The following is a 24,955-nucleotide window of genomic DNA, read 5'->3' as shown; positions in this document are numbered from 1 at the left end:
GAGGGAGGACGCGTGCATGGCAGAACCTTTGCTCGACATCCGAGGCCTGCAAACCCATTTCAACACATTTGGCGGCCTGGTGAAGGCCGTTGACGGCGTCAGTTTCGACGTCAAAGCCGGCGAGATCGTGGGTCTTGTCGGAGAGTCAGGGGGCGGCAAGTCCGTGATCGGATACTCGATCCTCGGCCTTATCGATGCGCCGGGAAAGATCGTCGGCGGCGAGATCCGTTTTGATGGCCGTGACATTGCCAAACTCAACGAAAGCGAGATGCGCACCGTGCGCGGGCGCGAAATCGCCATGGTCTTCCAGGACCCCATGACCTCCCTAAATCCGGTCTATACCGTCGGTCGGCAGATGGACGAGGTGCTGCGCCTGCACACTGATCTCGATCCGGCCGCCCGGCGCGCGCGCTGCATTCGCATACTGGAGGACGTCGGAATTTCCGAAGCCGACAAGAGGCTGGATGCCTATCCGCATCAGTTTTCCGGCGGCATGCGCCAGCGTGTTGTGATCGCCATCGCGCTTCTTGCCGGTTCGCGCCTCATCATTGCCGACGAACCGACGACTGCCCTGGACGTGACCGTCCAGTCGCAGATCCTCAAGCTCATGCGGCGTCAGGTCGAGGACACCGGCGCAGCCATGATCCTTGTTACGCACGATCTTGCTGTGGTGTCGGAAATGGCGGACCGCGTCGTGGTGCTCTATTGCGGCAAGGTGGTCGAATGCGGACAAACCGACGAAATCATTGCAAATCCGGCCCACCCCTACACGCGCGGTTTGCTGGATAGCATTCCCCGCATTGCCGACAGACAGCATCGCCTGCGACAAATCCCAGGCACCGTCCCAGATATACGCTCGATCGGGGTCGGTTGTTCGTTCCGAGCTCGTTGCTTCCGGGCCCAGCCTATATGCGCAGAACGGTCACCGAGTCTTGCACATATCCGCGGATCTCTCAACGCCGCTTGTCATTTTCCACTTGAGGAGGCGGTACGATGACACCACCCGTACTTGACGTCCGCAACCTCGTTAAGGCGTTCTCCATCGGCGGCGGCTTTTTCGATCGCCTGCAGCTCGGCGGTAGGAAGCTGCTTGCACCTGCAAAAGTGCTTAACGCGGTCAACGGTGTATCGTTGTCAATTGCACCCGGCGAAGTGCTAGCGCTCGTCGGTGAATCCGGCTGCGGAAAATCGACGGTCGCAAAGACAATCGCGCGCATCCACGCCCCGACGTCAGGCGAGATCCAAATAGACGGAACGGAAGTCTCCGGCCTCAGCCAGAAGGAGCTAAGGCCATTCCGGAGGAATCTCCAAATGATCTTTCAGGATCCATATGCGTCGCTCAACCCGCGGCAGCGTGTAAAAGATATCGTCGTCGAACCGATGCGCGCGCAATCGGACAGGAGATTGAGCGGCCGGGAGCTCGATGCGGAGGCGATCAAGTTGCTCGCACGTGTCGGTCTCAACGCCGAACAGGCAAACCGTTATCCCCATCAATTCTCCGGTGGCCAACGCCAGCGGATTGGGATTGCCCGTGCGCTGTCGGTGCGGCCCAAGGTAATCATAGCCGACGAGCCAGTGTCTGCTCTCGACGTTTCTATTCAGGCGCAGATCCTCAACTTGATGATGGATCTGCGTGATGAGCTCGGGCTGTCTTATCTTTTCGTGTCCCATGACCTGTCGGTCGTTCACCATATCGCCGACCGGATTGCGGTCATGTATCTTGGCTTCATGGTCGAGACGGCTTCGCGCGACCAGCTCTTTGCCAATCCGCGACACCCGTATACGCAGGCCTTGCTGGCCGCAGCGCCGAGCGTCGACAAATCGCTGCGTAAGCCCGAGGTGGAAATCGCCGGCGAAGTGCCCAGTGCATTGAACCTGCCATCAGGCTGCTGCTTCAGAACCCGCTGTCCCCTCGCCTACTCGCGATGCGCGGTGGAGCGCCCTGCGCTTCGCTCGCAGCCGAGCGGCGGCAGCGTTGCCTGCCATCTGCATGATACTGCCACGGAGTCCCCCGCGTCATGAACACTGCGACAATAGCCCAACCGCGACTACGTCTTGAAGACCCGCACGACTGCACGGACGCAACCGACGTCCTGTGCGTCTTTGACGCCTTCTTCGACGGCCTCGTGCGTCATGGCCAGGACGGTGGTTATGTACCGGCACTTGCGAAGAGTTGGACCGTGTCGGGCGACGCCTGCACCTGGACATTCCGCCTGTGCGAGGGCCTGACTTTCCATGACGGCACCAAGTGCGATGCCGATGCAGTCATCCTTTCACTGCGCCGCATGTCACGCGCGGACAAGGGGTACACACTCGGCGCACCTGGCGTCTGGCACCAATATCTCGGCGATGCGCGAATCATAGCTCCGGATGCCCAGACGGTCGAGATAACGCTCGCCCGCCCCATGGCGGATCTTCTGGATGTCCTCGTCTACGGCTACGTGATCGCGCCGCGTGCCATCGATCGCTACGAAAGCGGCGATGTGTCGACACCGGTCGGGACGGGACCCTATCGTTTCGAGAGTTACCGTCGTGGCCACGACATCACCGGCCGCCGATTTGACGGCTGGCACGGCAAGCAACCCGCAAACGCGCAAATCCGTTTCGTTCTCGAACCGGACGCAGGTCGACGCCAGACCATGCTGGTCGATGGGGAAGCGCAGGTCGCAAGTTGCCTCGACTTCCAGCAGTCCCATGTCCTTGATCACGGCGATGAATTTACTCGCGCTGTCACGCTGGTTCCTGTCTCGATAATCTATCTCTTCAACAGCAGCTGCGGGCCTTTCGCGGACCCGCGCATTCGCCGAGCTGCCAATCTCGCGCTCGACCGACAAACGCTGATCGACACGGTCGTCGCAGGTGCCGCCCGGCCGCTGACAGGTTTTGTCAGTCCCGCACATTTCGGCGTCCCGGTTGCCTCCGGTGGCCTGGAACGCGATCTTGCGGAAGCAAAACGCCTGCTTGCCGAGGCGGGCCATGCCGACGGTCTCCGCATCGAGGTCGACTACCCTACGCGCCTGCCGGACGAAGCGGAAGCGCTGACGGTTGCCGTAGAGCGGCAACTCTCGCAAATTGGTATATCCTTCCACGTCCATCGCCACAACGATCGTGAGGCGTATGCACATGGGGTGCGCCTGAAACAGGTGCGTGACATGTGCGTTTTCGATTCAAGTCCGCTCAGCACTTTCCGGGTTTTGGCCGAAAAGATTGACGCGCGCGCCCGCGGCTCCTGGTGGCTCGGTTATCAAAACAGCAAGGTCGAGGGGCTGGTCGACGAAGGTCGACGCACAACGAGCGACACTGCACGCGGGTCTATTTACGAGAACGCCTATCGGTTGCTGCAACAAGATCCGCCTTGGCTCTATCTGTATAATCCCTTGCGCATAACGGGGTTGGCCGGCGACCATCCGGACTGGCGCATCCGTCCAGACGCCGTCCTTGACGTCACGGCGCTGCCCGGTTTTGGTCAGGAAGGGAAATTGTCGTGATTGATATCGATCTGCTTTTCTCTGGCGGAACCGTCATCACCATGGATGCCAGCCGCCGGGTGATCGACGATGGCGCCGTTGCGGTGGTCAGCAACCGGATTGTAGATGTCGGCCCCGCAGATGTCTTAGCGGTGCGCTACCGTGCTGGTCGCACCATCGACACGTCGGGTAAGGTTATCATGCCCGGCCTGATCGACGTCCACGCCCATGCCGGGCACGGCTTGATCAAAACGTTGGGCATGGAACAGGCCGATTGCTGGGAGGAGATCGTCAACGCAGCCTACACCGTCGGCACAACGCCGGAATTCTGGTATGCCGAGGCGCGGCTTGCCGCCCTGGAACGGCTTCGCTTCGGTGTGACCTGCGGCGTATCGCTGCTCGGTGGCGGCGACACGATCATGCGTACCGACGATCCTGTTTACGGTCATGCCCATTGTGAGGCCGTAACTGCGATCGGCACGCGTTCCGTGGTTGCTGTCGGTACCACACGCCCGCCCCATCCGCGCACTTACGCCTGCTGGGATGGAAATGGAATCAAGCGCCAAGAGCGCGCCGTCATGTTCGAGGATCAGCTTGCAGTCTCGCGGTCGCTGTTAAGAGACTGGCACGGCAAGGAGCGCATACGCATCGCCCTGTTGACGCCCGTCCTGCGCGACGAACACGCCCAAACACTTTCCGTCAGCGACTATGAAATGGCTGTTTCCCAGACGCAGACAATGCGGGCCCTGTCGCGTGAAGCCGGTGTCGTCTTTACCCAGGACGGTCACTGGCGCGGCTCGGTCTCGCGCGCGAAGGATATCGGCCTGCTTGGACCTGATGCCCTGCTCTCACATGCGATCGACCTTAGCGCAGATGAGATCCGGATCGTGGCGGACACCGGCACCCGCATCGCCCATAATCCAAGCGCGATTGCCTCCATTCTTGGACGATGTCCCGCCGTCGAACTCCTTGAAGTCGGCGCGATCGTGGCACTCGGCTCCGACGCCACTGCGCCCGACCGCTCCTCTGACATGTTCCGCCACATGCAGCAATGCATGCACTATCATCGGACATTCTTCCGCGACCCCTCTATCCTGCCTCCCGGCAAAGTCCTTGAGATGGCAACCATCGATGCCGCTACGGCGCTTGGTCTGGATGGCGAAATCGGCTCTCTTCAGGCCGGTAAGAAGGCGGATATCGTCATCATCGACATGGCCCGCCCTCATCTGGCGCCGTTCCAGATGCCGGTCTTCCGCACCGTTTACTTCGCAAACGGCAATGATGTCGATACTGTGGTGATTGATGGTGAGGTGCTGCTCGAGGCAGGTCGGCCGGTGAAGGCGGACACAACTGCAATCCTTGCCGCAGCCAATCGCGAAGCGGATGCGCTTGTTGCACGTATGAACCTGAAATCGATGATCGGCCTGCCAGAGGGCTTCTTCGGCGCAGCCCGCTATCCGAATGCAATCCCTTCCGTCGAATGAGGAATATAATGGCAAGACTGACAGAGGACGCTAACGGCGTCTACATTATCGCGTTGACACCGTTCACAGACACTGGAGCGCTCGATCTCGACAGCGCAGATCGCATGGTCGATTTCTACATGGAACGCGGCGCCACGGGATTGACGGTCCTTGGAATGATGGGTGAAGCTCAAAAGCTGACGACGGAGGAATCGCAGACCTACGTCAAGCGCATCCTCAAGCGCGTCGATGGCCGAGTGCCAGTGGTCGCTGGCGTATCGTCCTCGGGGTTCGCCCCTATGAAGACGCTAACCGATATGATGATGGGCGACGGTGCAGCGGGGGTGATGATCGCCCCGCCGTCGATGCTGCGAAACGACCACCAGATCGTCAGCTACTACCGGCAGGCCGGCGATTTTCTCGGCGATGTGCCGTTCGTACTTCAGGATTTCCCCCTCGTCACCTCCGTTACAATCCCGGTTTCGGTGATACAGACCATCGTCGACCAAGTTCCAACCTGCGTATGCCTCAAGCATGAAGACTGGCCGGGGCTTAGCAAGATCACCGCTTTGCGCCAGACTGCGGAAGCGCAGGGTAAACGCCGCATCTCGATCCTCTGCGGCAATGGCGGCATGTTTCTTCCGGAAGAGATGGCGCGCGGCGCCGACGGCGCGATGACCGGCTTTGCCTATCCCGAGATGATGCGAGATGTCGTGCGTTTCCAGCGCGAAGGTGACCTTGAACGGGCACAGGATATCTTCGATGCCTATCTGCCGCTGGCACGTTACGAACAGCAGCCCGGCCTCGGACTTTCCATCCGCAAGTACATCATGGCCAAGCGCGGCGCGATCGCCTCCGCTTCTCTGCGCAAACCTGGTGTAAGCCTTTCGAAGGACGACATCCGCGAAATCGAACGGCTTATCGAACGACAGACCGAACGCCTGCAGGAGCTTGAGCAATGAAACTCGGCCTTGAGAACAAGACAGCGCTCGTGCTCGGCGCCAGCCGCGGCCTGGGCGCCGCCATCGCGGCCGGCCTCGCGCAGGAAGGCACAACCGTATTTGCCGCGGCTAGGTCGATCGACAAGATAGAAGCCTGGGCCAACGGCTTGCCCCAGGGCGCTGGCAATGTCACACCCACCCAGTTAGATCTCAGAGATCTTACCAGCATCGATGACCTTTGCGATCGCCTTCTGGCAAAGGGTGGCGTCGATATCCTGATCAACAACACCGGTGGCCCGCCGCCGGCCACCGCTCTTGATGCTTCCAGGACCGACTGGATTGCTCAATTCGAAACGATGGCCGCAAACATCTTTCATCTGACAGGCCGACTGCTACCGAAGATGCAGACAAAAAAGTGGGGCCGGATCATCACCTTGACATCCTCCGGCGTTGAGCAACCCATCCCCAGGCTAGCACTCTCCAACGGCATCCGCTCCGCCATTGTCGGTTGGTCGAAAACGCTCGCGTACGAAGTCGCCGCCGATGGCGTGACTGTAAACGTTCTCCTGCCCGGCCGCATTCATACACAGCGCGTCGACGAGCTTGACGCAAGCGCTGCAAAACGATCAGAACGAAGTGTTGCCGATGTGGCTGCCGCATCTGCCGCGAGCATTCCTGTCGGCCGTTACGGACGCCCTGAAGAGTTTGCTGACGTTGCCGTTTTTCTGGCATCCGAGCGCGCATCATACGTGACCGGGTCGAAAGTCAGGGTCGATGGTGGCTCAATTCACGGGATTTAACGCCCCCAGATGCCGCGGCAAGCTTCGGATTCGTGAAAAGTCCTTTTTGGCAGCTACGGAACTTATAAGATGCAAGTACCATTTTTTCAGATCGATGCGTTTACCTCGACCCGTTTCAAGGGAAACCCCGCGGCGGTCATGGTCTTACCCAGCTTCCCGAGCGACACGCTCTTGCAAACAATTGCAGCCGAGAACAATCTCGCAGAAACGGCATTCCTGGTTCCCAGGGAGACGGACTATAGCCTTCGCTGGTTCACACCTGCGGTAGAGGTGCCGCTGTGCGGCCACGCTACCCTTGCAAGTGCGGCCGTTGTGATTGAGCGTCTCGACATCGGGCGCGATACTGTGACATTCAGCACGGCGAGCGGCCTTTTGAAGGTCTGGCGCAAGGGCGGGAGTTACACCCTGGATTTCCCAACCAGGCAATCTGAAGCGATTCCTATCCCAGCGGACATGGCCTCTGCGCTGAACGCAACGCCAATTGAGGTTTACAGCAGCCAATACAACTATCTTGTTTTGCTGGACAGCGCCAAGGTACTACGTGAGCTGAAACCAGATTTCGCTGCTATAGCCGGGTTTGATCGTCCTGGCCTGATCGTTACCGCCAAAGGCGATGAGGGATTCGATTTTGTGAGCCGATACTTTGCTCCCGCCAAGGGTGTGTCGGAAGATCCGGTCACGGGTGCCGCTCATTGCATGCTGGCACCTTACTGGGCTGCCAAGACCGGCAAGACGGCCTTCCGAGCCCATCAGGCTTCGCGACGCGGCGGCGAAGTGAGGTGTCGTCTATCCGGCGACCGTGTCGAACTGGAAGGAAACTGTATATTTTTCATCGAGGGTCATGCGTCAATAGACTTTTAAATGTTTGAATGCGATCCACCGGTATCCGTTTTCCTGGGACTTTTAGTGCTCTGATCCCCAACGGCTAGACTTTAGATGAATGGAGCTGCTAGGGCGCTGTCACTTTAACTTGAATTTGGATGCATTTGAGACACATTCGGCCTTGAGATTAATCTCAGGCCATGGCTATGGCTGCCGCCGCGGCTTTCCGCTCTGCGTTCGCCTGGATGCGGTGAACGCGATTTTGGGATGCGGAACGTTGTGAGCGGGGCGAGACGAAGAGGTTACGGATAGCAGAGAAGACGGAGATGAAGCGCTGAAGGCCTCCCGGTGAACGGAAGCCTTGCATCATCCGCTCCCGTTTTCGAAGGGGCACATGAGAATTCTCGGCCCGGTTGTTCAGACCTTTGTGGGATCGGAGTTCGACGTGCGGCATGACTTGCCGCCGGGCTGCTCCATAAGAGCGCAATCTGTCAGCGATCATCCGCTTCGGTGCGATACCCTGCTTCTTCAAAAGACGGGCCAGCAATCGCCTGGCAACCTCGGTGTTCCGACGGTTCTGAACGACTTCGTCGAGTACATACCCGTCCTGATCGACGGCCCGCCATATCCAGTTCTTCTTGCCAGCGATGGTGACGACGACCTCGTCCGAGTGCCACACATCGTTGCCGCTGGGCTCCTTGCGGCGCAAGCGACGCGCATAATCCGGCCCGAACTTCCTTCCCCAGCGGCGGATCGTTTGTAATCCTCCGGTGGAGCTTTCAATTACCCACAACTCTTGCCCTGATTGAATCTCGTGTGATTCCTTGTCTGGCACCGAATCGAGGAGCGCCGGTGCATGGACGGAACAGCGACACCATGGTTTGATAGAGAACTTGCCGGTTGCAGCCTTTCCGACAAGCGCCTTGACCGACGACCGCGGCAATTGGTGGAGAGGATGGTCGGTTCTATCGGAGCAAGCATCCCTCTGGCATGCCAGGACTGGGCAACACGAAGGCGGCCTATCGCTTCTTCTCAAACGACCGCGTTGGAGAAGCGGGCATCCTCGCTGGTCATTTCCAATCCACGCGTGGCCGTTTCGTTGCAGCGCCAGGCCCCATCCTGATTGAATCGCATAGTCCAATCGCATAGTTCACCATTGTCTTGAACCGCGCCATGAGCCGCGCTTCCATGGGCGTATTGACACGACGCTCCGTGCGGTGGACAAGGATGGGGTGCTTGAGGGAGACCGATTATGGCTGACGAAATGAATACGGCAGATGTAGCCGAGGTGGCATCGATTGATGCGGCGGTGCCCGTAGCAAAAAAACCGCGTGCGCCGCGCCGCGCGAAAGCTATCGCTGAAACAACAGCGACTGAGGAAGCACCCAAAGTGGAAGCGCCCGTTAAGGAACGCAAGAAGCGTGGCGCTAAAGCCGGCAACTCGGCGGCTTCTGTGAGCAAGCCGGCTCAGGTCAAGGCGAAGCGAGGGCGCGCTCCTGGAAAACCCACCAAAGCTGCTGCCGCAATCGCGCCTGCGTCGGCGATGGATGAGATGGCAGAACTCTTGCAGCTGGAAGAAGAAAATAAGCGTCTTCGCCAGTCTCTTGCTGAAAAGCTCCGCTCGGAAAACACGGACCTGCGCAAGCGGCTGGGCATCGCTTAAGAGGCGAAAATCGCGACTGGGAACAGCTCGGGTGCTCAAAGAGATTTCCCTGTGAGCCAGAGGGGAGATTTGCGACTTCATGTTGCGATCCCACTCGAGGTTGAAACACAATGAAGTCACCCTGGAAGATCATCAGTAATCTGATTTCGAGGCGTCAAGCGCCCGAAGAGCAGGTTTCGGTCAAGGCTGACGGCGCCACATCATCGGCAGATACTTCGGACGCGCCAGAGGCACCGCCATATATCTCGGTACTGGCACCAGATGAGACGCCTGAGGGTGAAGTGGCCTCTCCACCTTTATTCAGCCTGATCGATAGTGACAGCGCTCCAGGTTCGAATGCTGTCCCCGATGATCGGCCAGGAGCGCCTGTGGAACGCCAATCTGGCAGCGCCCCCGTAGACAAGCCTTCGAACGGACTTGATCAAGAGGCGGCCTTAAGAACACCGAGACCGAAGCCCAAGGAAGGCAACCGAAGAAAACGAAGCCCGGCCAAGGACGCGACTGGAATGACGATGCGGCCGATGAGCCGTGAGACGTCGGAAAGGCAACAGGCCGACCCATTTCAGATCGAGGTTGCCGATGTCGATGAAGAGATACGCGCCCTGACCCGTGCGTTGACTGAAAAGCTGCGGCACCAGAATGCGCAACTGCGCGCCATGCTTTCACGTTTCGGCGGGCCGTAAGGTTGAGAGCGTCCGTAACCGTGTCAGGAAAAGCGTAGAAGCATTTCCTTGAGGCGCCTGTTGCTTGCAAGCAGATGCTCGCGAAGCAATGCCTTCAAGCGCTTGTTTTGCGCCTCTAGGTCGGCAAGTTCGGCAATTGAACTTGACGTATCCATCGGTTCTGAGGGCAAGTCGACAGAGCGCTTTGCCTGCTTCTGTCGGGTCGCTCTCCTTCTTGCTGTAACCTTGGAAGCCTCGATGAAAGTGGGCTCACTCGCCTGATGCGTTTCAACAACAGGGGCGTCTACGGGGCCATGCGCGATTGATATTGTGGCGACCTCTGGCGCATTGCCCTCCAACAAATCGGGGGGACATTCAATCGCCGCCGCAGCGGACAAGTGAGGCAGCGTATAGGTCGTCAAAAGAGTATCGTTCTTCAGTTCGGCTTCCTCGAACCGTTTAAACAGGTGCGCCGATTGATCTTCGACCTGACGTGCAACGGCTTTCAGGTCAGTATCGCCCCATATAGAGGTGGGCTTTGACTTGTTCTGCCGGGATCGGGACTTGAATTCAACGACAAAGTTGCGTTGCTGCGAGCGCATGAAGATATCTCAGATCATGAAGCTATGTGGCGCCCTAGGGCCCGTAGGCGATCAAATAGCAGATGCTGGTGCTAAAACACAACCTTCTTGCAGTAGCACATGTCGGCCCGGTTCGCTTGCACGAGACGCTGATGATCAGATCGTGGCTGACGAGTTCGAAAGCGAGCAAGCTCGCCGGCCGAAGGAATGGTTCGACATCGGGCGAAATCGCCGCAACCACGCCGAGAGCCTCCGTGGGCTGTTGATGAAGACGCTACACGCTGAACCACGGGGGGTATTGCGATTGTACTGGGAATTGGTGCAAAACTCTCTTGGTTTCATGAAATGCCTCGGCCAGGGAACGTTTGCCTGCCTTCCTGATTTCTCTCCAGTATTTCATCTTTCAAAGGAGATTTGTCATGAAATCGCTGGCTGATATTTTCGAGCATACCCTTCAGGACGTCTACTACGCCGAGAACGCGATCATGAAGGCCTTGCCCAACGTCGCGAAGGCCGCAAAGAGTACCGAACTGAAGAAGGCGGCCGAGGATCACCTTGCGGAAACCAGGGACCAGATCAAGAAACTTGAGCAGGTTTTCAAGTCGATCGGTAAAAAGGCGGCCGGCGAGAAGTGCGACGCGATCGAAGGTTTGATCAAGGAAGCCGACGGTCTCATGAAAGAGGCTGAGGGCACCGCGCTCGACGCCGGCCTTCTCGCAGCTTGTCAGGCCGTAGAACACTACGAGATCGCCCGCTATGGTTCGCTTCGTGAGTGGGCGAAGGATCTCGGACATGACGAGGCGCACAAGCTCCTGAGTGAAATCCTCGACCAGGAGAAGGCGACTAACAACAAGCTGACGAACCTCGCCATCACGGCCATCAACAAGACAACGACAGCCAGGAAGGCAGCTTAGACCTTCTGTTTCAGGGGGAGTCCCCCTGCGAATTAACGGCTTCAAAAGTAGAATTTTCTCGGGCTTTATGATCGAGGAGATTTTGATGAAGACGAGCAGATTTAGCGAACCGCAAATCCTTGCAATCCTCCGCCAGGCTGAGGGCAGAGCAGCACGATCTGATCGGCACGCTCAAGGGCGTCGCCGAATGGGGCGAACGCCTCACCCGCTGCTTGGGTGGGGAGCTCATTTAGGCCACTGCGTCGCAACAGCAAGCAGGGGATGCCCGCGAGATAGTGAACAGCGAGGCGCTCGTATCGTGTTGCGACGCGCTTCCAGCTTTTGAGTCTACCAAACACGCGCTCGATGATGTTGAGGTATCTGGAAGCGGCTTGGGTATCGTAAACTTAGTTGCAACTAGGTCACGGGGCATGATGCTCGCCGATTTATCGTTCACGCCCGAGCGATTTTCGCTCATAGGTCCATCACCGCGGCGCGCAGTTTGCGATGATGGCTGGAGGTAATGTCGTGGCGCGGGATGTGGAACAGGTTGGCGATCGGGTCATGGATGGAGACGAAGCGCTGGAGATGTCGGTCTGACTTGAAACGCTTCATCGCCGTCGCGTCGGTTGGTGGGAGTTTTCAGCCCGGTTGTTAAGCCCCTTGTGTACCAATGCTCGATGCCTGGCATAACTTCTCGCTTTGCGGCATCATAGGATCGAAGCTTGTCCGTGATCATCACGCGTGGCGTTCGGCCCTGGCCCTTCAAGAGCTTGCACATCAGGCGCTTGGCCGCCTTCGCATTGCGGCGCTGCACGAGAGCATCAATCACAAAGCCGTCCTGATCCACCGCACGCCAAAGCCAATGCTTCTCGCCACGGATCGAAATGACGGCCTCGTCGAGGTGCCATTTGTCGCCGAGTCGACCAGCCGAATGCCAGCGGATGTCGTTGGCGAAATGCCGACCGAACTTCTCCGCCCACAGCCGGACCGTCTGATGCGAAACAATGCTCCCACGGGCAGCCAGCATGTCCTGTAATCCTCCGGTGGAGGCCGCGGGTTATGCCGCTTGAGCGTTCAGCGTGTCTTGCTGCCAGTTCCACGGAAGCAATTGCTCCAGCCTGGTGATCGGCGTGTCGGCGATGCGGGCGAGAACGTCGGCAAGCCATGCCTGCGGATCGATGTCGTTGAGCTTGGCGGTCATGAGCAGTGTCGCCATGAACGCGGCACGGTCAGCACCACGGTCCGATCCGGCGAAGAGCCAGGACTTCCTGCCGAGCGCGAAGCCTCGCAGGGCTCGCTCGGCCGCATTGTTCGTCAGGCAAATCCTGCCATCCTCGAGGAATGACGTGAAGCCATCCCAACGCTTGAGCATGTAGTCAATCGCCTCTGCGACGGGAGAACTGCGCGATAGCTTTGCCCGCTCGGTTTGGAGCCAGCCGTGCAGCTTTTCGACGAGTGGCTGGCTGTCCTTGCGCCGGCGCTCCAGGCGCTGGTCGGCGGCAAGCCCGTTGATCTCCCGTTCGATGTCGAACAGACCATCGATCCGTTTGATCGCTTCCAGAGCCATGGGCGAGATCGGCGCGGCGTTCCTTCCACGTTTGGCGTTTGCCGCAATGTCGGCGAGCACGAAGAACTTGCGCCTCGCGTGCGCCCAGCACAGTGCTTGCGTCAAGGAACCGGGATCGCGGTCTACCTTGAACAGCGGATTGTAACCGCCATAGGCATCCGCCTGCAGAATGCCGGTGAAGGTCTTCAGATGGCGTTCCGGATGCTCCTGCCGCCGGTCTCGCGATGCATAGTAGAGTGCCGCCGGCGGTGATAGCCCTCCGAACGGCCGGTCATCCCGGACATAGGTCCAGATGCGGCCCGTATCGGTCTTTCCCTTCGCCAGGATCGGCACGGTGGTGTCGTCGCCATGCAGCCGCTCGGCCGCCAGAACATGCGCCTCGATCAGCGAATGGATGGGCTTCAACGCCGCGGCACAAGCACCAACCTGGTCGGCCAGCGTCGACAAGCTGAGGTTGACGCCCTCGCGGGCATAGCGTTCGCTCTGGCGATTGAGCGGCTGGTGCTGAGCGAACTTCTCGAAGAGGATCATCGCCAGCAGGTTCGGCCCGGCAAAGCCGCGGGGCGTCACATGGAAGGGGGCCGGCGGCTGCGCAATCTTCTCGCACTCGCGGCAGGTGAACTTCTCCCGCACCGTCTGGATGACCTTCCACTGACGCGGAATGACCTCCAAGGTCTCGGTAATGTCCTCGCCGAGCTTCGACAGCTTGGCCGAGCCGCAGCAAGGGCAAGCCGTCGGGGCGGCGATGACGACGCGTTCGCGCGGCAGATGTTCGGGAAACGGTTTGCGTGATGGCCGCTTGTGCTCGAAGGCTTTGACGGCTGAAGCTTTGGCTGCGATCTCCGCAGCCAGTTCATCTTCACCGGCGTCCGCTTCGAGCTCTTCGAGCTGCAGCTCCATCTGCTCAAGGAGCCGCGCCTTGCGCTCGGACCGGCTGCCGTAAAGTTCACGGCGAACCTTGTCGATCTCCAGCTTCAGCCGCGCGATCAGCGCCTCGGAATGCGACACGAGTGCCTTTGCGCTGGCGGCTTCAGCCTTGGCGGTCGCCGCTTCTGCTTCGGCTGCAACACGTCGAGCGCGTTCCTGGGCCAGCAGTGCAAGCGCACTGGCAAGGTCGTCCGGAAGCTCTTCGGTCGCATCGCTCATGACAGGATGGAATCATATTCGACCCCGCCATTCCAGTGCTTTCGCTCACCCGGCGGACGTCGGCCGCCAGGTCTTTTGCGGCATTCGCCAGTCGATGCCTTCCAACAGATAACCGAGCTGCGCAGGCGTGATTACCACCGTGCCATCGGCTGCCGATGGCCAGATGAAGCGTCCACGCTCAAGCTTTTTCGTGAACAGGCAAGCTCCCTGGCCGTCATGCCAGATCACCTTGATCAAACCGCCGCCTCGGCCGCGGAATACGAACAGGTGCCCGCACATCGGGTCACCCTTCAGCGCCTCCTGCACCAGCAACGACAGACCCGGAAAACCTTTGCGCATGTCGGTATGGCCTGTCGCCAGCCAGACCTTTACACCTGTAGGGACCGGGATCATCGCAGTCCCAGCACACAGTCGAGAATACGGCCAAGCGCTTCGGTATCGATGTCGCTATCCACGCGGACGCGTCGGCCACGACCAAGTTCGATCGTTACATCGCTGCGCTTGCGTCGGGGATGGGATGGTGCGGGTGGCTCCGGTATAGCGGGCGAGCCTGCCGAAGCGGTCTCAGACACGATTACCGGCACCAACATGCTTGCCGCTCCTGCCGACGGCCCATCGACCTGGCAAAGCTCCTTGCGCCAACGGAAGAGCTGGCTGACATGGATGCCGGCCGCGCGGGCAATCTCTGAGATCACCGCATCAGGTTCAAGACAGGCAGCGACCAACTGCTCCTTCTCCTCGCGAGACCAGCGTCGACGGCGCTCAACAGACGTGATCACTTCAATCGGATGCTTCGTCATAGGACTATCCCTAGTGTTTGTACTAGGACTTCCGATGTTCAGCGTCACCTCACAAGGCGGCCCTCACCGTGGGCTTACCATGTCCTCGACCATCCGCAGGCTGAGAGGGAAGCGGAAATAAAGCCAAACAGCCTGGGCAATAATTTCGGCAGGAAAGCGATGGCGGCGATAGAGGGGATTACGGTAGGTCATAGCCCATAATCGCACAACGAATTTCACGCCTCGTTAAGTTGACGATGCCTTGGAAGGGGTTGATCGGAAAGTCCGACTGAGATTTCATGCGGCGCTATTTTGGATCCGGATGCGGGTTTCCAAATTGGGAATTTAGAGCTTGTTTCCAAATTGGGAACGCGATATATAGGAGCCAACGTGAACGTTATCGCTAAGTCTGCGTTGGTCAATTTCTGGAGCGACCTGCCGAAAGGAGCGCCAAGAGAGACTGCTGAAGCGGCAATGACGGAATGGTATGCAACCGCGTCAAAGGCAAGCTGGGGCAATTTCAGTGAGCTGAAAAAAACTTTCAACTCGGCCGACATCGTCGCGGGCAACAAAGTCATCTTCGACGTGGGTGGCAACAAATATCGCATTGTGGGTTTGGTCGCATTTCGGACGAAGCGGATTTTCGTTCTGTTTGTCGGGACGCATGCCCAGTATGACGCGATTGACGTAGCAAAACTCTGATGGGAGGAAAGTCGACATGTTGAATTTGAAAGCTTTCCGAACCCTTCAGAGCGAAGACGAGTACAACGCCGCATTGAAGGAAGTCCGGCCGTATTTCGAGAGCGAACCTGAAGAAGGCACTGAAGAAGCGGCTCATTTTGACGCGCTCGTTCTTCTGATCGAACAGTATGAAGGCAGAAACTACCCGATCCCGGCTGCGAGCCCGGTGGAGGTGGTCAAGTCGGTGATGGCCGCTAACAACTACACTCGTGCGGATCTCGTAGCCGTTATCGGCTCTAAAGCGCGGGCTGCCGATCTTCTGAACGGCAAGCGGGAGATCAATCTCGAGCAGATTCGAAAGCTCAGCAAGGAATGGAATATTCCAGCTGGGGCGCTGATTGGAGACGTCGCTGCCTAGTAGGCGATACTGTTTTGGGGCCGAGAGGGGTTTGTACGCTTCGCCTTGGCCCTATGCTCCTACAACTGCAAAGCTCCTCGGCATCCGCTGCAACTGCACTCGATTCGTTCCGCAATGATCGGCTTGAGTTGGGAATTAATGAAAATTCCGGCTCTTGACCTTCAGCCGATCTATCAAGCGGTCCGGTAGGTAGATATCACGCGATGGCGCCGCCGCCTTCGGCCGCTCGCGAGGATCGGGCGCACCGTTACCGTGTGCGAACTCATCTCCTCGGCCATGAGGCAAAGGAAACTGCTCATCCCGCTCGCCGAGCCGGCCGAGATCGTCCGACAGGTCGAACAGCCGCTGCGCCACAAGATGGACGACTTCCCCTTCCCGCTGAATCTTACCGTTGATCGCCATCATCGAAGACGAGAGAAGAACGCGGCGCTGGCGCTCGAACAGCGTCGGCCAGACCACCGCGTTGACGATGCCGGTCTCGTCCTCGAGGGTCAGAAACATGACGCCCTTGGCCGAGCCCGGCCGCTGGCGCACGAGCACCAGGCCGCCGGTCATCAGCCAGCGACCGTCGCGCGTCCCCATGGCCTCGGCGCATGTGACCATGCCCTTCTGGCGAAGGTCATTGCGGAGGAAGGCGATCGGGTGCTGACGAAGGGTGAGGCCGGTGTGGGCATAGTCCTCGACGACCTCGTGCCCTGCCCTCATCGAGGGTAGGGCGACAGAGGGCTCCAGCACTTCCGCGACCTTGCGCGCTTCGCGCTCGGCCGCCGCCGCCCAAAGCTCAAGTGGCTCGTCACGCAGGCCCTTGATCGACCATAGCGCGTCGCGGCGCTGGAGCTGCAGGGACGGAAGAAACGCATCGGCCTCGGCGAGTTTCACCAGCGCGGCCGTCGGCACGCCCGATCGCCGCCAGAGATCATCGGCAGAGGAGAAAGGTTCGTCAGCGCGTGCGGCCACGATGCGAGCGGCATCTGCCGTCGAGAGACCTTTGACCACCCGCATGCCGAGACGGACGGCGCAATGACGGCCTCCTTCTATTTCCTCGAGCGTGCAGTCCCAGCGCGAGGCATTGACGCAGACGGGCCTGATCACGACGCCGTGCTGAGCGGCATCCCTCACGATCTGGGTTGGCGCGTAAAATCCCATCGGCTGCGAGTTCAAGAGCGCGGCGCAGAAGGCATCGGGGTGGTGACATTTGACCCAGCTCGAGGCGTAGGCAATCAACGCGAAACTGGCGGCGTGGCTCTCCGGAAAGCCATAGGAGCCAAAGCCTTCGAGCTGCGAAAACGTGTTCTCCGCGAATTCGGCCGAGTAACCGTTCTTGACCATGCCGGCGACCAATTTGTCCTTGAACTTCGAGACGCCGCCCGAGAACTTGAAGGTCGCCATCGATTTCCGCAATTGGTCGGCCTCGCCGCCGGAAAAGCCAGCGCAGACCATCGCCACCTTCATCGCCGACTCCTGAAACAGCGGGATGCCAAGCGTTTTCGACAGCACCGCCTCCAATTCGGGCGTCGGATAGTCAACTGGCTCCTTGCCCTCGCGCCGGCGCAGATAGGGATGCACCATGTCGCCCTGGATCGGCCCCGGTCGCACGATCGCCACTTGGATCACCAGGTCGTAAAATGTGCGGGGCTTCAGGCGCGGCAACATCGACATTTGCGCCCGGCTTTCGATCTGAAATGTACCCAAAGTATCTGCCTTGCGGATCATCGCGTAGGTGCGAGGATCCTCGGAAGGAATGGACGCGAGATCCCACACCTCGCCCTTGTGCTCGGCCATCAAGGCGAAGGCCTTGGCCATGCAGGTCAGCATGCCCAACGCCAACACGTCCACCTTCATGAACTTGAGCGCCTCGATGTCGTCCTTGTCCCATTCGATCACCTGGCGATCGTCCATGCGCGCCGGCTCGATCGGCACGAGATCATCGAGCCGGTCATGCGTCAGCACGAACCCGCCCGGATGCTGGCCGAGATGACGCGGCGTGCCCATAAGCTGCCGCGCCAGTTCCAGCGTCAGTTTCAAGCGATAATCGGCGGCGTTGAGGTTGTTTTCCTGGATCTGGCGTTCGGACACGCCTTCCGACCAGCCCCAGACGCCGGACGACAGTTGTCCGATCATGTCCTCGGGCAGGCCAAGCGCCTTGCCGACGTCACGCAGGGCGCCCTTCGCCCTATATCGTGTGACGGTCGAACAGAGCGCGGCCTTGCTGCGGCCGTAGGTGTTGTAGATCCACTGGATGACTTCCTCCCTCCTCTCGTGCTCAAAATCCACGTCGATATCCGGTGGTTCGTCCCGCTCCTGGCTGAGGAAGCGCTCGAAGAGGAGGTCGTTGGTGTCGGGGTCGATGGAGGTGACGCCCAGGCAATAGCAGACGGCGGAGTTGGCGGCCGAGCCCCTGCCCTGGCAAAGAATCCCTTTCGACCGGGCGAAGCGCACAATCGAAAAGACCGTGAGAAAATAGGGCGCATAGTTCATGGCCCGGATCAGCTCCAGCTCGTCGTCCAGGGACTTTCGAACCTTGTCGGGAACACCCTCGGGATAGCGGTCGGCCGCCCCCTCCCAGGTGAACTTGACCAGCGACTGCTGCGGATCGAGACCGGGGACGATCGCCTCTTCCGGATATTGGTATTGCAGTTCCTTAAGGTCGAACTTGCAGCGCTCGACGATTTCGCGCCCGCGCGCCAAGGCTTCCGGATACTCGGCAAACAGCCGGTGCATTTCCTCCGGCGTTTTGAGAAAGCGGTCGGCGTGCCTTTCGCGGTCGAAGCCGACATCATCGATTGTCGTGCGGGTGCGGATGCAGGTCAGGACATCCTGCAACTGCCGGCGGCTTGGCTCATGGAACAGCACGTCGTTGGTGACGACGGTCCTCACTCTGGCGCGGGCGGCCATAGTGGCGATGCCATGCAGGCGCATCCGGTCGTTCGGCCGGCGTCGCAGGCACAGGCTGACATAGGCCCGATCACCGAACAGCTCGGCCATCTTGCGCAGCTGCACGCCGCAGGTCTCGTCGGCTTCGTCTGGTACGAGCACGCCGATTATGCCAGCCGCGTGCAGGGCAACATCTGCGAAATCGATCAGGCACTTGCCCTTGCCGCCGCGGGCCTTGCCGAGCGACAACAGTCGCGTCAGGCGCGAATAGGCCGGACGGTCCATGGGATAGACGAGGATCGACATGCCGTAGGTCAGATCAAGACGGCAGCCGACGACCAGGCGAATGCCGGTGGCCTTGGCCGCCTCCCAGGCGCGCACGATGCCGGCCAGGCTGTTGCGATCGGCGACGCCGACGGCCTCGATGCCAAGCGCGGCCGCCGCCGCGAACAGTTCCTCGGCGCTGGACGCCCCGCGCAGGAACGAGAAATGCGTCGTGACCTGCAGCTCGGCATAGCGTGTCATCCAAACACCCCATGCACGAACCACAGATGCGAGCCGGTTGCCGGATCGATGCCGTCGCCGGCGCGATAGAGCCAGTAGCGTTCGCCAAGCTCGTCCTCGACCACAAAATAGTCCCTGACCGCCTGGAACTCGCGCGGCCGGCGCCACCACTCCCCAAAAATCCGTTCCGGGCCGTCGGCGCGCACAACCTTCCGGCGCTTGCCGCGCCAGGTGAACACCGCAGGCGGCTGGTCCGGCAGGAGGGCGATCACCTCGATGTGCTCCGGGTGCGCGAAGAGCCGCGTCGGCCGCGGCCATTTGACGGCCCAGGCCTCGCCGACGTCAGGCGCGGTCGCCGCGATGCGCCGGACTGAACGCTCCGGTACATCGGAGCCGACGGGCGCGACCCGAAAAAGCCGGTGCCCGCGATTGCCGAGAATATCGACCAGCGGGGTGATGTCGGCAACCTCCTCCTCGATCAGCGAGGAAGCGACCTGACGCTCCTCCAGCGGCTCGGCGAAGACGGCGACCAGCACCAGCTTCTCTATGCCAAAACCGGGATCGATGGTCTCGATGCGGTCGCAGAGCAGCTTCGACAGCCGCGCCGGGTCGCGAACGGGTTTGGCAAGACCGGCGCGGAGATGCTGGCGCGTATTGTCGACGCGATGGATGAAGAGATCGCAGCGTCGCGCGCCAAGGCCGTTTTCCGCCAGCCGCGCCGAGAGCTGGCCGACCAGCCGGCGGACATATTTGGCGATGGTCTCGGGCGCGCCGATCGGTTCGGCAAAATTCTTCGAGACCTCAATCAGTTCCGGCGTGCGGATCGGCTCGATCGGTTCGGCGATGCGGCCGAATATCTGATCGAGGCGACGTGCCGGTTCCGGCCCGAACCGCAACGTCAGCGGTGCGCGCGGCATGGCGGAAAGCTGGCCGACCGTATCGATCCCGAGAACACGCAGGCCCTGGACGATCTCCGCCGGTAGCCGCAGGGCGGCGATCGGCAGGTCGATGACCGCTTTCGTCACATTGTCCACCGGCACGACGGTCGTTTCTGCCGCCAGCAGCCGGGCGAGCGCATGCGCGGCGCCCCAGGTGTCGGCCAAGGCGACACGCGCTGTCAGCCCGCGGCCGCGCAACAGATTGACGAGACCCGACACGAGCAGCGCCTCGCCGCCGTGCAGGTGATCGGCTCCCTCCGTATCGATGACGAGACCGTCGGCGCCATCGACGGCGACGACGGGGCTATATTGCCGGAGCGTCCAGAGCGCCAGCCGCTCCAGGGCCGCGGCGTCCTCGGCCGGGGCCGCATCGACCATGAGGAGATCGGCGACCATGGCCTGAGCTTTGCTGGCCGCCATGCCAATGCGCAGGCCAAGCTTCTGAGCTGTCGGATCGGCGGCGGAGATCCAGCGTTTCGAGCCGCTGCGGGCAACCACGACCAGCGGCTTGTCAGCCGGCAAGGCTTCGCCGGCGCGCCGTCTGATCCGCTCGGTCGATAGCTGTGGGAAGTAGACAGATACGACCCTTGGCATCGGGGGCTCCAATTTCGAATTCGGCGCATTCGCCGGCCTTGACGCGCATCAGTTCCGCCAGCCAGCGCGCCCTTCCGACGCCGGCCACCGGCAGTCTTTGCGATGGCAAGGTGCTGATGCGCCACCGTGTCGTCGAGGCCGTCGGCTGCCCGTAGTCCGATGCCTCGTTCTGTCGTCGCCATCGCCGGAGCACGATGCCCATGGCGCCAGTTTTCTCGGCCGCCAGCTGCAGGCGCCGCGAGGCCGTCATCGGCAGACGGACGAGTTCGCCGACGACCACCGCGAGGCCACGAAACGACAAGCCCTGCTCGATCGCGTCCAGCACCTGCTCTTCACGGTCGCTTTCGCAAAACACCACGCGATCCGGAGGGAGACCGGCCTGCGTCACTGCCGGGAAAAACAGGTCCGGGCGCGCCATGCACCAGAGCACCTTGCCGCCCGCCCGCGCCGCGACGCCGGCCACGAAGAGTGCTGCTGCAGCCCCATCGACCGTCCCTCCCCCGCCGCCGGCGATTTCGTGCAGCGCCCCGAAGGCGAGCCCTCCGCCCGGCAAGGATCGGTCGACCTCGGTAACCCCGAAAGGCAGCACCTGACGCGCGCGCCGGGCGCCGCCTTCGAGCTGCTCGATGCGCTCGCGAAGCTCGGCCAGCACGGGGTTGTGGGCATGGTTTGCCACGGCAGAATTGTTACTCCCTAGGGTTTTCAGCGGTTCTTTAGGCTGATATGTTCATTATTTGTTCCGATTGCCTAACTGAGTCAATCGGGCCTCCGCTCCGGAAGTTGCCCCTCGGCTAAGTCGTTGAAACGAATCCCTTAGCTGTATCAAGGAGATATCCGGCGATCGGAGGGGTAGGAAATTTTTCTTATGGTGTCTGGGGACAAATGGCGGCGGCGCATCTTGAAAAACTCAACGACCGGCAGCGCGAAGCCGTCGAGCACGGTATCGGCCTGCCGGACGGAAAGACCGGCGGCCCGCTGCTGATCATCGCCGGCGCGGGCTCCGGCAAGACCAACACGCTGGCGCACCGCGTCGCGCACCTCATCGTCAATGGCGCCGACCCACGGCGCATCCTGCTGATGACCTTTTCTCGGCGGGCAGCTTCAGAAATGGCGCGCCGCGTGCAGCGCATCTGCCGTCAGGTGCTCGGCGACAATGTCGCCATCATGACCGACGCACTCGCGTGGGCCGGAACGTTCCATGGGATCGGCGCACGGCTGTTGCGCATGTATGCTGAGCAGATCGGTCTCAGCATCGACTTCACTATCCACGACCGCGAGGACAGCGCCGATCTGATGAACCTCGTCCGGCACGACCTTGGCTTTTCTGCCAAGCAAAGCCGTTTCCCCACCAAGAACACCTGCATCGCGATCTATTCCCGCGTGGTCAATTCCGAGGCTTCGATCAAGGAGATCCTCAAGTCGTCCTATCCCTGGGTGCTGGAGTGGGAGGAGGAGCTGAAGCAGCTTTTTGCCACCTATACGGAAGCGAAGCAGGCGCAGAACGTCCTGGATTACGACGACCTGCTGCTCTACTGGGCGCAAATGGTTTCCGAAACCGAGCTGGCCGAGGACGTCGGCAACCGCTTCGACCACATCCTCGTCGACGAATACCAGGACACCAATCGCCTGCAGGCGTCGATCCTGATGTCGCTGGCGCCGGGCGGCCGCGGCCTGACCGTTGTCGGCGACGACGCACAGTCGATCTATTCCTTCCGGGCGGCAACCATCCGCAACATCCTGGATTTCCCGAAGGAGTTCTCGCCGAAGCAGGCGGACGTCATCACGCTCGACCGCAATTATCGTTCGACCCAACCGATCCTTGCAGCGGCCAATGGCGTGATCGAATTGGCAAGGGAACGCTATACAAAAAATCTCTGGACGGACCGCGCCTCCGAGCAGCGGCCGATGCTGGTCACTGTCAAGGACGAGATCGACCAGGCCGCCTATATCGTCGAGCAGGTGCTCGCCAACCGCGAGGTGGGCATGACGCTGAAGCAGCAGGCCGTGCTGTTCCGGACCTCCAGCCACAGCAACGCGCTGGAGATCGAGCTCACCCGTAGAAACATCCCGTTCGTCAAATTCGGCGGCCTCAAGTTCCTCGACGCCGCGCACGTCAAGGACATGCTGGCGGTCATGCGATTTAGCCAAAACCCGCGCGACCGGGTTGCCGGCTTCCGGGTGCTGAAGCTGTTGCCCGGTATCGGGCCGCAGATCGCTGGCAAGATCCTCGACACGATCGCGGCTGATCCCGAGCCATTGCAGTCGCTCGCCGAAATCCCGCCGCCGGCCAAGACCGGCGACGACTGGCCCGCCTTCGTCACGCTGGTCACGGCGCTGCGAAAGGCGGAGGCTGGTTGGCCGGCGGAGATCGGCACGGTGCGGATGTGGTACGAGCCGCATCTCGGCCGTATCCATGAGGATGCCGACACCCGCAAGGACGACCTGCTGCAGCTCGAACAGATCGCCAGCGGCTATGCGAGCCGCGAGCGGTTCCTGACTGAACTGACACTGGACCCGCCGGATGCGACCAGCGACCAGGCCGGGGTGCCGCTGCTAGATGAGGACTATCTGATCTTGAGCACGATCCATTCGGCCAAAGGACAGGAGTGGCGCGCCGTCTACATGCTCAACGTCGTCGACGGCTGCATGCCTTCCGACCTCGGCGCCGGCACCACAGCCGAACTCGAAGAGGAGCGCCGGCTGCTTTATGTCGGCATGACTCGGGCGCGCGACAATCTCACCCTTGTCACCCCGCAACGCTTCTTCACCCACGGCCAGAACGCCCAGGGCGACCGCCATGTCTATGCGTCACGGACCCGCTTCATTCCTGCGACGCTCCTGCAGTATTTCGAGACGGTAACCTGGCCGAAGGTCTCGGCCGCCGCAAGCGAGCGCAGCGCAAATCAGATCCGCGTCGATGTTCGAGAGCGCATGCGGTCGATGTGGAAATGAGCCATGCAACAAGTCACGCCGATCGACATGATGGAGCAGAAACCGGACCGGGAGGAGCAGGTCCGGCGCATCATCCATGTGGACATGGATGCTTTTTATGCCTCCGTCGAACAGCGTGACAATCCGGAACTGCGCGGCAAGCCCGTTGCTGTCGGCGGCGCGGCCGCCCGCGGTGTCGTGGCGGCGGCGAGCTATGAAGCGCGTGTGTTCGGCGTGCGATCCGCTTTGCCATCGATCACTGCCAAGCGGCGCTGCCCGGATCTGATCTTCGTTCCGCCCCGCTTCGAAGTCTATCGAGCCGTTTCAGCCCAGATCCATGGGGTTTTCGCCGAGCATACCGACCTGATGGAGCCGCTATCGCTCGATGAGGCCTATCTCGATGTCACCGACAACAAGCAGGGAATAGCGGTCGCGACGGAGGTTGCCACCAGGATCCGTGCCCGCATCAAGGAGGTCACCGGGCTCAACGCTTCGGCCGGGATTTCCTATTGCAAGTTTCTCGCCAAAATGGCCTCTGACCTCAACAAGCCGAATGGTCAGGCGGTCATCACGCCGAAGAACGGACCGTCTTTCGTTGAGGGGCTCGCCGTCAAGAAATTTCATGGCGTCGGGCCGGCGACCGCCGCGAAGATGCAGCGGCTCGGCATATTGACCGGCGCGGACCTGAAGGCACAGTCCCTTGCATTTCTCCAGCAGCATTTCGGCAAGTCGGGCGCCTGGTACTACAACATTGCCCGTGGCATCGACGATCGGCCAGTTCGACCAGATCGGGAGTGCAAGTCCGTCGGCGCCGAAGATACCTTCATGACTGATATCTTCGAGCTGGAAGCCGCGCGTTCCGAAATCTCCCCGCTGGTCGACAAGGTCTGGCGGCATTGCGAGGCGAAGAACCTGCACGGCCGGTCCGTCACGCTGAAGGTGAAATATACCGATTTCCAGATCATCACGCGAAGCAGGACCGAAGCTGCGCCGTTCGGATCGGCGGCCGAGATCGTCGCTACCGTCCACTCCCTCCTTGCTCCGTTGTTTCCCACGGCGAAAGGGATCCGCCTTCTCGGCGTGACCCTGTCATCCTTCGGCGATGATATTGAACGGGGACCGGACGATCAGCTCCAGCTGGAGATCTAGGCGATCATTGATTGGCGCAGCCAATCGCATCGAAATCCTCAGTGCCCGCGCTAGATTATTGCCGAGCCAAGATATGACG

23 protein-coding genes and 4 pseudogenes are annotated in these 24,955 nt (G+C 60.6%); 16 read left to right on the top strand and 11 right to left on the bottom strand.

Translation table 11 applies throughout. The features are described from left to right. Nucleotides 1-16: 16 nt before the first annotated feature. The 7 genes from P9A16_RS30840 to P9A16_RS30810 all read left to right on the top strand — a co-directional run bounded on the left by P9A16_RS30840 (nt 17) and on the right by P9A16_RS30810 (nt 7,532). Nucleotides 17-997: an ABC transporter ATP-binding protein gene (locus P9A16_RS30840; protein WP_024270044.1), complete on the top strand. Its 981-nt coding sequence runs from the start codon at nt 17-19 to the stop codon at nt 995-997. Beyond that, nucleotides 994-2,022, top strand: coding sequence for an ABC transporter ATP-binding protein (locus P9A16_RS30835; protein WP_024270045.1), 1,029 nt, complete (start codon nt 994-996; stop codon nt 2,020-2,022). Before P9A16_RS30840 ends, P9A16_RS30835 begins: the two co-directional genes overlap by 4 nt. Continuing rightward, entirely contained in the window at nt 2,019-3,488 is a 1,470-nt protein-coding gene (locus P9A16_RS30830) for an ABC transporter substrate-binding protein (protein ID WP_024270046.1), read from the top strand. The genes P9A16_RS30835 and P9A16_RS30830 overlap by 4 nt, the downstream gene beginning before the upstream one ends. Beyond that, complete coding sequence (locus tag P9A16_RS30825) at nt 3,485-4,951, top strand: amidohydrolase family protein (RefSeq protein ID WP_024270047.1); 1,467 nt, start codon at nt 3,485-3,487, stop codon at nt 4,949-4,951. The genes P9A16_RS30830 and P9A16_RS30825 overlap by 4 nt, the downstream gene beginning before the upstream one ends. A gap of 8 nt (nt 4,952-4,959) precedes the next feature. After that, nucleotides 4,960-5,892, top strand: coding sequence for a dihydrodipicolinate synthase family protein (locus P9A16_RS30820; protein WP_024270048.1), 933 nt, complete (start codon nt 4,960-4,962; stop codon nt 5,890-5,892). Next, nucleotides 5,889-6,671, top strand: a complete 783-nt coding sequence (locus P9A16_RS30815) for an SDR family oxidoreductase (protein ID WP_024270049.1) — start codon at nt 5,889-5,891, stop codon at nt 6,669-6,671. Before P9A16_RS30820 ends, P9A16_RS30815 begins: the two co-directional genes overlap by 4 nt. A 69-nt stretch (nt 6,672-6,740) precedes the next feature. After that, nucleotides 6,741-7,532, top strand: coding sequence for a PhzF family phenazine biosynthesis protein (locus P9A16_RS30810; RefSeq protein ID WP_023517605.1), 792 nt, complete (start codon nt 6,741-6,743; stop codon nt 7,530-7,532). 154 nt (nt 7,533-7,686) lie between these two features. Here P9A16_RS30810 and P9A16_RS30805 read toward each other — a convergent pair. Next, nucleotides 7,687-8,253, bottom strand: a pseudogene (locus tag P9A16_RS30805) (IS6 family transposase); the annotation flags it as partial. Between the two features lie 96 nt (nt 8,254-8,349). Here P9A16_RS30805 and P9A16_RS30800 point away from each other — a divergent pair. The 3 genes from P9A16_RS30800 to P9A16_RS30790 all read left to right on the top strand — a co-directional run bounded on the left by P9A16_RS30800 (nt 8,350) and on the right by P9A16_RS30790 (nt 9,839). Then, a complete protein-coding gene (locus P9A16_RS30800; protein ID WP_245290336.1) occupies nt 8,350-8,616 on the top strand; it encodes an IS4/Tn5 family transposase DNA-binding protein in 267 nt (88 codons plus the stop codon). 129 nt (nt 8,617-8,745) lie between these two features. Beyond that, nucleotides 8,746-9,156: a hypothetical protein gene (locus P9A16_RS30795; protein WP_037405239.1), complete on the top strand. Its 411-nt coding sequence runs from the start codon at nt 8,746-8,748 to the stop codon at nt 9,154-9,156. Between the two features lie 110 nt (nt 9,157-9,266). Next, the gene (locus tag P9A16_RS30790) at nt 9,267-9,839 is read left to right on the top strand and encodes a hypothetical protein (protein WP_023517589.1); all 573 of its coding nucleotides are present in this window, start codon (nt 9,267-9,269) and stop codon (nt 9,837-9,839) included. 23 nt (nt 9,840-9,862) lie between these two features. On the opposite strand, the gene P9A16_RS30785 is transcribed toward P9A16_RS30790, so the two are convergent. Further along, nucleotides 9,863-10,420 (bottom strand): hypothetical protein, encoded by a 558-nt coding sequence (locus P9A16_RS30785; protein WP_023517588.1) that lies wholly within the window; start codon nt 10,418-10,420, stop codon nt 9,863-9,865. Between the two features lie 142 nt (nt 10,421-10,562). Here P9A16_RS30785 and P9A16_RS30780 point away from each other — a divergent pair, with 142 nt between their 5' ends. Continuing rightward, complete coding sequence (locus P9A16_RS30780; protein WP_156031807.1) at nt 10,563-10,835, top strand: hypothetical protein; 273 nt, start codon at nt 10,563-10,565, stop codon at nt 10,833-10,835. Continuing rightward, nucleotides 10,819-11,313: a ferritin-like domain-containing protein gene (locus P9A16_RS30775; RefSeq protein WP_024270052.1), complete on the top strand. Its 495-nt coding sequence runs from the start codon at nt 10,819-10,821 to the stop codon at nt 11,311-11,313. The genes P9A16_RS30780 and P9A16_RS30775 overlap by 17 nt, the downstream gene beginning before the upstream one ends. Before the next feature lie 260 nt (nt 11,314-11,573). Here P9A16_RS30775 and P9A16_RS30770 read toward each other — a convergent pair. The 6 genes and pseudogenes from P9A16_RS30770 to P9A16_RS30745 form a co-directional block, all read right to left on the bottom strand. Continuing rightward, nucleotides 11,574-11,666: pseudogene (locus tag P9A16_RS30770) on the bottom strand (IS5/IS1182 family transposase); the annotation flags it as partial. Between the two features lie 100 nt (nt 11,667-11,766). Beyond that, a pseudogene (locus P9A16_RS30765) lies at nt 11,767-12,331 on the bottom strand (IS6 family transposase); the annotation flags it as partial. A 21-nt stretch (nt 12,332-12,352) separates the two neighbouring features. Then, nucleotides 12,353-14,008: an IS66 family transposase gene (gene tnpC, locus P9A16_RS30760; RefSeq protein ID WP_272790539.1), complete on the bottom strand. Its 1,656-nt coding sequence runs from the start codon at nt 14,006-14,008 to the stop codon at nt 12,353-12,355. A 45-nt stretch (nt 14,009-14,053) separates the two neighbouring features. Continuing rightward, nucleotides 14,054-14,401, bottom strand: a complete 348-nt coding sequence (gene tnpB, locus P9A16_RS30755) for an IS66 family insertion sequence element accessory protein TnpB (RefSeq protein WP_024270814.1) — start codon at nt 14,399-14,401, stop codon at nt 14,054-14,056. After that, a complete protein-coding gene (tnpA, locus tag P9A16_RS30750) occupies nt 14,398-14,808 on the bottom strand; it encodes an IS66-like element accessory protein TnpA (RefSeq protein WP_037407864.1) in 411 nt (136 codons plus the stop codon). The genes tnpB and tnpA overlap by 4 nt, the downstream gene beginning before the upstream one ends. A 66-nt stretch (nt 14,809-14,874) precedes the next feature. Continuing rightward, nucleotides 14,875-15,000 (bottom strand): annotated as a pseudogene (locus tag P9A16_RS30745) (IS6 family transposase); the annotation flags it as partial. Nucleotides 15,001-15,177: 177 nt separating this feature from the next. Between P9A16_RS30745 and P9A16_RS30740 the strand changes: the two are divergent. Continuing rightward, nucleotides 15,178-15,489 (top strand): type II toxin-antitoxin system HigB family toxin, encoded by a 312-nt coding sequence (locus tag P9A16_RS30740; RefSeq protein WP_023517621.1) that lies wholly within the window; start codon nt 15,178-15,180, stop codon nt 15,487-15,489. Between the two features lie 16 nt (nt 15,490-15,505). Beyond that, nucleotides 15,506-15,886 (top strand): helix-turn-helix domain-containing protein, encoded by a 381-nt coding sequence (locus P9A16_RS30735; RefSeq protein ID WP_278026306.1) that lies wholly within the window; start codon nt 15,506-15,508, stop codon nt 15,884-15,886. Between the two features lie 135 nt (nt 15,887-16,021). On the opposite strand, the gene P9A16_RS30730 is transcribed toward P9A16_RS30735, so the two are convergent. Genes P9A16_RS30730 through P9A16_RS30720 form a run of 3 tightly spaced genes read right to left on the bottom strand, consistent with a single transcriptional unit; the run spans nt 16,022 to nt 21,472 of the window. After that, nucleotides 16,022-19,285: an error-prone DNA polymerase gene (locus P9A16_RS30730; RefSeq protein WP_024270813.1), complete on the bottom strand. Its 3,264-nt coding sequence runs from the start codon at nt 19,283-19,285 to the stop codon at nt 16,022-16,024. Then, entirely contained in the window at nt 19,282-20,796 is a 1,515-nt protein-coding gene (locus tag P9A16_RS30725; RefSeq protein WP_197032919.1) for a Y-family DNA polymerase, read from the bottom strand. Before P9A16_RS30725 ends, P9A16_RS30730 begins: the two co-directional genes overlap by 4 nt. Further along, on the bottom strand, nt 20,714-21,472 hold the full coding sequence (locus P9A16_RS30720; RefSeq protein ID WP_023514559.1) for an ImuA family protein: 759 nt from the start codon (nt 21,470-21,472) through the stop codon (nt 20,714-20,716). Before P9A16_RS30720 ends, P9A16_RS30725 begins: the two co-directional genes overlap by 83 nt. Nucleotides 21,473-21,678: 206 nt before the next feature. On the opposite strand from P9A16_RS30720, the gene P9A16_RS30715 reads away from it, so the two are divergent. Together P9A16_RS30715 and dinB are read left to right on the top strand one after the other, a co-directional pair. Beyond that, entirely contained in the window at nt 21,679-23,748 is a 2,070-nt protein-coding gene (locus P9A16_RS30715) for an ATP-dependent helicase (RefSeq protein WP_024270812.1), read from the top strand. Between the two features lie 3 nt (nt 23,749-23,751). Continuing rightward, a complete protein-coding gene (gene dinB, locus P9A16_RS30710) occupies nt 23,752-24,876 on the top strand; it encodes a DNA polymerase IV (RefSeq protein ID WP_023516694.1) in 1,125 nt (374 codons plus the stop codon). Nucleotides 24,877-24,955: the final 79 nt, after the last annotated feature.

The organism is Shinella sp. 838 (genome assembly GCF_029623935.1).
Classification (GTDB): domain Bacteria; phylum Pseudomonadota; class Alphaproteobacteria; order Rhizobiales; family Rhizobiaceae; genus Shinella.
This window is presented reverse-complemented; position numbering and strand designations above follow the sequence as displayed.